The sequence below is a fragment of the Blastococcus sp. CCUG 61487 genome, from assembly GCF_005222955.1.
Classification (GTDB): Bacteria; Actinomycetota; Actinomycetes; order Mycobacteriales; family Geodermatophilaceae; genus Blastococcus.
In genome coordinates, this window is sequence record NZ_LWUA01000127.1 from 1 (window position 1) to 345 (window position 345).

General features: G+C 77.1%; 1 protein-coding gene. It reads right to left on the minus strand.

From position 1 onward, the window contains the following. The coding region (locus A6V29_RS21550) for an amidohydrolase family protein (protein ID WP_249933114.1) at positions 1–345 on the minus strand (345 nt) is incomplete at both ends.

Below are 345 nucleotides of genomic sequence, written 5' to 3' on the forward strand. Positions count from 1 at the left end.
GGTGGGCCAGCAGGTCGACGGCGGCGTTGGTGGGCTCGAAGACGAGGTCCCGGGTGTCCACGTGCACGAGGTCCGCGCGGCGGCCGGCCACGAGGACACCCAGGTCCGGGCGGTCGATCGCAGCAGCGGCGCCCCCGGTGACCAGCCACAGGGCCTCGGCCGCGGTCAGCGCGGTGGCCGACCCCTCGCGCAGCCGGGCCAGGGCCGCGGCGAGGCGGACGTCGGCGAGCAGGTCCAGCGAGTCGTTCGACGCCGGACCGTCGGTGCCCAGACCCACCCGGATCCCCGCGTCGAGCATGTCGCGCAGGCGGGCGGTGCCGCTGGCGAGCTTGGCGTTGCTCGCCG